The 5,730-nt window shown below is 40.8% G+C and carries 6 protein-coding genes; all 6 read right to left on the bottom strand.

Annotation, left to right across the window (positions count from 1 at the left end):
- The coding region (locus tag VNZ46_RS22250) for a GntR family transcriptional regulator (protein ID WP_325562728.1) at positions 1-471 on the bottom strand (471 nt) is incomplete at its 3' end.
- A gap of 46 nt (positions 472-517) precedes the next feature.
- On the bottom strand, positions 518-2,248 hold the full coding sequence (locus tag VNZ46_RS22245) for a dihydroxy-acid dehydratase (RefSeq protein WP_325562726.1): 1,731 nt from the start codon (positions 2,246-2,248) through the stop codon (positions 518-520).
- Positions 2,229-3,200 carry a DMT family transporter gene (locus VNZ46_RS22240; protein WP_325562724.1) on the bottom strand — a complete coding sequence of 324 codons (972 nt, stop codon included), beginning with the start codon at positions 3,198-3,200 and terminating at the stop codon, positions 2,229-2,231. The genes VNZ46_RS22245 and VNZ46_RS22240 overlap by 20 nt, the downstream gene beginning before the upstream one ends.
- Before the next feature lie 498 nt (positions 3,201-3,698).
- Positions 3,699-4,811 carry a hypothetical protein gene (locus VNZ46_RS22235; RefSeq protein WP_325562722.1) on the bottom strand — a complete coding sequence of 371 codons (1,113 nt, stop codon included), beginning with the start codon at positions 4,809-4,811 and terminating at the stop codon, positions 3,699-3,701.
- The gene (locus tag VNZ46_RS22230) at positions 4,811-5,443 is read right to left on the bottom strand and encodes an ABC transporter ATP-binding protein (protein WP_325562720.1); all 633 of its coding nucleotides are present in this window, start codon (positions 5,441-5,443) and stop codon (positions 4,811-4,813) included. The genes VNZ46_RS22235 and VNZ46_RS22230 overlap by 1 nt, the downstream gene beginning before the upstream one ends.
- A 59-nt stretch (positions 5,444-5,502) precedes the next feature.
- Positions 5,503-5,730, bottom strand: a 228-nt coding sequence (locus VNZ46_RS22225; protein WP_325562718.1) for a hypothetical protein, incomplete at its 5' end; no start/stop codon positions are given.

Genomic DNA, 5,730 nt, shown 5'->3' with positions numbered 1-5,730 from the left:
AAACAACATAATATGACTGGTGTGGTAGGCATGGTGCAAACGCTCATTATCGGCAATTTCGAATAAGGTTTCGTGGAATTTCATGTCTGCCTCCATGGCGCCACTGTAATAGCCTTGTTCAACCATAGAACTGAAATCATCACATATTTTTTGCAACCTAGAAAGGTGTACGTTATTCATTTTTTTAAAGCAAAGCCGAAGCGCACCTATTTCGAGAATTTCACGCAACTCCCGGATTTCGTGAATGTCTTCTTCGGTAATGGAGGTTACGAAATACCCTCCCTTTTCTCCGAATGTAACCAGACGTTCACCCAACAGGCGGTTTAAAGCTTCCCTTACGGCCATTCTGCTCACCTCCATTTTTTTTGCCCATTCATCTTCTTTAAGCCGGGTATTGGGCATCAGCAGGTACAAATGGATCATCCTCCTGATTTCATTATAGACTTTAACTGCCTGTGAATCTGATTTCATTTTTTTGTTTTCTGGTTTTGCGTTCTCCTGATGCATATTCATTCTATTAAGATCTGCCTACTGTTGGGCTGATAAAAATTAATTCTTCTTCATTTTTTGGTTTCAAAAAGTCAAAATCACAGCCTTCGTTGGCCTGTAAGACTTCTCTGATGTACAATGCCGGATAGCCTCTTTTATGTACACGATCGGCGGGTTTCCAGTGCTGTTGTCTGGTTTGAAGCTCCTGATCACTGAGCTCAAGTTTAATTTGCCTCGCGGCGATATCAATCGAAATCATATCTCCATCTTGTACCAGGGCCAATGGACTTCCCAATGCAGCTTCAGGAGCAACGTGTAGAATCACTGTACCAAAGCTGGTTCCGCTCATGCGTGCATCACTTATTCTCACCATGTCTTTAACGCCTTTAAGCTGCAGTTTTTTGGGAATGGGAATCATTCCCCATTCGGGCATTCCGGGTACACCTTTAGGCCCTGTATTTCTTAAAATCATGACGCTTGTGGCCTCGACAGGTAGATCCGGATCGTCAATTCTGGCCAGCATATCCTCATAAGAATGGAATACAATTGCACGGCCGCTATGATTGAGGAGTTCTGGTGAAGCAGAAGCAACCTTGATTACAGCGCCATCTGGTGCCAGATTGCCGGTCAGGATGGCGATAGCAGGAAGATAGCTGACCGCATCCGAAAGCGGTTTTATGATCTTCTGGTTGAGCGATTTGTTGGTGAGGGTCAGTTCACCCAGCGTTTTTCCAGTGTAGGTTTGCACGGAGGGGTCAATAAGATGTTCTAAGTTTTTCAATACTGCGGGAATGCCGCCCGCTTGATCGAACTCATCAATTAGATGGGTTCCAACGGGCTGTACATTAACAATACATGGAACTGTCTCTGCTGTTTTATTAAAGATATCTGGATATAATGATATATTTAATCTTCCTGCCAGTGCAGTAAGGTGTATCATGGCATTTGTTGATCCCCCCAAAGCCATAAGCAGTGCTGCCGCGTTCTTAAAGGCATTTAAGGTAAGGATGTCAGAAGGCTTAAGGTCTTCATGGACCATTTCAACAATACGCTTTCCGGCCTCTTTAGATAAGTAGGATCTTTCCAGGCTGTCAACAGGGAGCGTGCTTAAACCTAAGGGCATCATTCCCAATCCTTCCAGCAGGCCATTCATTGTTGCGGCGGTTCCCATCGTATTACAAGACCCTGCTCCGCAACTCAAACTCCTGCCAATGTTTTCCCATTCTTCCTGGTCAATGGTGCCAGTTCTTAGTTCGTCCCAGTATTTCCAAAGATCAGTGCCGCTGCCCAGGCGCTTGCCCTTGTGTATGCCCACTTTTTTAGGTCCTGCATTGAGTTGTATGGTTGGAAGATTGGCACTAATTGCCCCCATAAGTAAGCCGGGAACTGTTTTATCGCAGTTGCCCAGTAAAATCACACCATCTAAAGGATAAGCACGTAAATTTTCTTCAACATCCATAGATAATAAATTTCTGCACAACATTGCGCTGGGCTTCATCAGTTCTTCTCCAAGGGTAATGACTGGAAATTCCAGTGGAATGCCGCCGGCTTCATAGATGCCTTGCTTTACCTGAGCCGCTACTTCCCTTAGGCTGATGTTGCAATTGTTGAGTTCGGCCCAGGTATTGGCAATGCCAATGATGGGTTGTCCGTGATAAAGGTCCATGTCGATCCCGCTGGAACGTAGCGCGCCTCTGTGTAACAGGCCTGTCTCATTGGCCCCATAAAACCATTGGTGGCTACGTAACGGAGTTTTCATGTGAGGTATAGGTAAGGTTATTTATTCGATCAGCAGAAATTTTATCAATGGATTTCCTTTTGTATTCCCAAACGGTTATTACTATAGTGCTGATTAATACCAGCAGGCCACCGGCTAAAGACATGAGGTTCAGCTTCTCGTGGAGAAACAAAACGGCAATAGGGAGGCCGAAAAAAGTGATCAGAAAATTTGATAATGCAACTTGTATCGCCTCCAGGTTTTTTAATGCTTTAAAAAAGAGGATCATCGATAAAAAATTATGAAAAACGGTCAATAGGGCAAGCCCAATCCATGTTTTTGAAGTAAAAGCAGGAATGGTTTTCCATATGCTGCCTTCATAATGCCACACCAATGGAAATAATAAGATGACCATGAATATGTAGGTGTAGAAAAGCATTTCAATTTCAGTATAATCAGCAGCTATTTTTTTACATAAGGTATTGTAAAGGCCACTGCCCAATACACCGGTGAAAATAAGCAGATTACCAATGGTGTAGCGGAGGTTCAGGGTCAGACCTGCCATATCTTTCATTGAGCAGAGAATTACCCCGGTAATGGCTATGGCAAAACTAACCCAGCGTAGAGGGTTCATTTTTTCTTTTAACAACCATACTGCGAATAGGGCAGAAACAACAGGTAGGGTGAGATTAATAATAGAAGTTGTACTGGCAGTTGACCGCTGTGTGCCAAATGTCATGAGCACCTGCGCAGGAAACTGGCCTGCAATAGCCAGTAATATAAAGATCTTCAAGTCACTGAACTTTCTGTTCTTATTCGCTTTTACATCCTTGTATACAAAAGGCAGCATAAAAACAGAAGACAGGAGCATTGGGATAAAGACGGTGCTAAAAGCACCCACCTGATCCTGGACCAATTTAATAGATGTAAATTGAAGGGACCACATGAGGTTACATGCGAAAAGAGCGCTCCAGGAAATAAGTGATCGTTTCATACGCGGTTCTAATGTAAACATTTTTGCAGTTTTTTGTAAACAATATTGTTTGTGTCTGCCAAAGAAGCCGGAGCGTTTAATATAGACGGAGTTTTATTGTTGATCTGGTTTATTGTTAATAGTGTGTTAATTCTAAGTTATATTTGTGGTTTCCAGATGGAAGACCTTATAATTCCTTGTATATTAGATATACAAAAAAAGCCCTGACATCCATCATGGCTTTTTATTATCAACTAAACCTAAACTTATAAATATTAACCAGATATTTATAATGCAAAGCTAAGGGCTTATTGTTAAGTTCTTGTTACCCCGTCGTTATCTTCTTTTTAAACTTAAGTGGATGTTCTTTCTGCCGTTACACGATTCCTTGTTATGGTATCCATTTCAGGAACGGAGATGGAAAGGGGCAAAAAAATAAAAGGAAGTGTCTTTGCAGATGCTTCCCTTTAATCTTCATAGTATAGATGTAATTCTTTTATAGCAGGAATGATGCCAGAGTCATAAATTTGGTTTGTAAAATTTGAAATAATAGATCGAAAAGGAGACGGTGAGGCATATAAGGCTAAGATATTCAAATCTTAGGAGTAAAATAAAGTAAAAAAGAGACACAAACAAGCAAAAGATCAAGAGTAGGTATTTGAAGACATTCATTCCTGTTAACAGGACAATACTCCTGAAGAGAAACGAGATGCTCAAACCAAAAATACAACTCATTAAACTCCCTAAAAATGGAAATTTCGAAAAAAGCCAGAGTGTTTCAGGTAAAGTGATGACGAAGTAAACCAGTGCAAAAGAGAAAAACAATTTTATCCGGCTTAGTGGCAGGTTTCGAAGTAATTGCAGCCGGTTTTCCTGGAATTGTTGTTCCTGGTAAATTAAAAAGCTGTGTATGGTCGTTACGCTCAATATGATCAATGGAGCAATCTGCTGGTTTTCGGCATCAGCGAATAGACGGAATAAAGCGGTCATGGCCAGAAGAGAAAGTGCTTTTATAAGTACATAAAGGATCTTTCCCTGATCAAAAATGCGATAAATAAACAGGGTCGAAAAATGTTTTGTATGTTTTCTGCTCAATCTAATGAGTATAGAAGATGTACCAGTCCTTTCAGTACGGTTAACCAGGAAGACATAGAACCTGGCACTTACGAGCGCCAGCAAACATATGTAAAGGAGTGTAAGAAGTGGTATAAGCCAGGAGTGATAGATGATACCCAGAACGGAGGCAAAGAGCCAGTAGCCAATTAAAGGAAGAGAGATGGCAAGTTGTGTCATTAGCCAGGCCTTAAACTGTTTGGCCCAGCTGTAGGATGTTATGCTGTAAAATAGGAAATAATTTTCATTCTGCTTTAACTGTCTCGCAACAAACTGCCAGCTTTTAATGGTGTACAGCAGCCATAAAGTGAATACCATCAGCATCACCAAAGGAGAGGTGATGAAAGTCATCATAAGCATTAAGTGATAAAAAACAGACTCTTCCTGGCGATAAACACCTGCTGTTTTTATAAAAAAACAATAACTGATAATGCTGACAAAAAAGAAGAGCAAAAGGCCGGAGTTTTCTTTGTAAAACCTCCAGGCGAAACCTTTGAGTAAGATGTTTAACAGCGGCATCAAATAAATTTAAGAGATTTAGTTTCTATTAAAATTTCTCTCGTAACAGGGATCCCGGAATTTTCCAGAGGTTGATGTGAGGCCAGAATAAAATTAGTCCCGTAATGTTTATAATGTGCTGTGATCCATTTGTATAATATTTCCAGGGATGCGGTATCTACGGTTATCAGTGGTTCATCTAACAAGATCAATTGGGGTTTGCCCAGAAATGCAAGGGTAAGCGACAGTTTTTTAAGCATACCACTGGAATAGGTACCTATAGGTTGATCTATATAAGCCAGCATGTCCATACTTTCTAAGTACTGGTTTTGCTGACCAGATTCGGCCTCTTTCGCATCGGCAAACATGGTAACCAGCTCATTTCCGGTAAGAAATTCAGGAAAAACAGGCTCTGCTTCTGCAAAATTTACCAGCCTTCTATAGCTTCTCGGGTTCTTTTTCAGGTTAATCTGTTTATTCAGTAGAATGTCTCCATCAAAGTGAATAAGGCCTGCTAAAGATTTCAGTAAAGTGCTCTTTCCCGTGCCATTACCCCCTTTTAACCAGTAGATCCCGGGATCTACATTGAAATCTGGAATGTTTAAAACTGTATTGTCCTGATATTTTTTTTGAAAGTTGATAAATGTCAGCATAAATTTTAGAGGTGAGGCAGGAAGATTTGTTACAATGTTCTGCTTTCACCTTTCAAAAATTAGAACAATTTATGGTCTGCAACCGCTTTTGAAACCTTATTTTGAGGACTTAAGTATTGACTCAGTTTCTCAAAAATAGATTCATAGGTAGCCAGATCCGGAAATCCAAGTCCCATCCTGATCCCATAAACCGGTAGCTGTTTGTTTAAGTTCCAGTTTACCTCATTGTGGTAGATATTCAGTTCTTTTAAATAGGGTATGATCCCACTGATAGTAGAAGGCTTATT

This window comes from Pedobacter sp. (genome assembly GCF_035566355.1).
In the GTDB taxonomy this organism is placed as follows: domain Bacteria; phylum Bacteroidota; class Bacteroidia; order Sphingobacteriales; family Sphingobacteriaceae; genus Pedobacter.
Note: the sequence above shows the minus strand (reverse complement) of the source record. Positions and strands in the feature narration are given on the sequence as shown.

Bases quoted from the DNA above. Each gene is read 5' to 3' on its own strand.
- VNZ46_RS22245 (WP_325562726.1), bottom strand. From the start codon at position 2,248: ATGAAAACTCCGTTACGTAGCCACCAATGGTTTTATGGGGCCAATGAG.
- VNZ46_RS22240 (WP_325562724.1), bottom strand. From the start codon at position 3,200: ATGAAACGATCACTTATTTCCTGGAGCGCTCTTTTCGCATGTAACCTC.
- VNZ46_RS22235 (WP_325562722.1), bottom strand. From the start codon at position 4,811: ATGCCGCTGTTAAACATCTTACTCAAAGGTTTCGCCTGGAGGTTTTAC.
- VNZ46_RS22230 (WP_325562720.1), bottom strand. From the start codon at position 5,443: ATGCTGACATTTATCAACTTTCAAAAAAAATATCAGGACAATACAGTT.